This window comes from Bowmanella yangjiangensis, assembly GCF_017255015.1.
In the GTDB taxonomy this organism is placed as follows: domain Bacteria; phylum Pseudomonadota; class Gammaproteobacteria; order Enterobacterales; family Alteromonadaceae; genus Bowmanella; species Bowmanella yangjiangensis.
The window spans coordinates 1-376 of sequence record NZ_JAFKCS010000708.1 but is presented as its reverse complement, the minus strand read 5'-3'; the positions used below and the strand labels follow the sequence as shown (position 1 = coordinate 376).

At 70.5% G+C, this 376-nt stretch carries 1 protein-coding gene; it reads right to left on the bottom strand.

The features are described 5' to 3' along the window. Positions 1-337: hypothetical protein (locus tag J0A65_RS26350; protein WP_206597137.1), on the bottom strand; the 337-nt coding region annotated here is incomplete at its 3' end. Positions 338-376 lie beyond the last annotated feature (39 nt).

Here is a 376-nt window from a genome sequence, read left to right as displayed (position 1 = left end):
CCTCGGCCACTCGCTCCAGGCTCAGCGGCTGGTGGATATGGGCGCTGAGGTGGGCGTGCAGCTCGTCGAGCAGGCTGCCCTGCCAGCCCCATTGCGCGAGCTGCTGGTCGCACTGCTGGCGGGCGATGTGCGCGCCGGTGGCACCGGCGTGCGGCCAGGGGCGCAGCAGGTATTCGCGGGGCAGGCTCATGACTGTCGATGGGCGATCGAAGCTCAGCTCGTCGCTGAGATGCACCCAGTACTGCTCGACATGGCGTGGTTCGGCGTAGGCGAACTGCAGGCGCCAGGGCAGGCGTTCGTGTTGCTGGCGGCGGGCCAGGGCGACCACCGCGGTCATGCTCGCCTCCAGCAGAAAGGGCAGCTGCTCGGCGGCGCC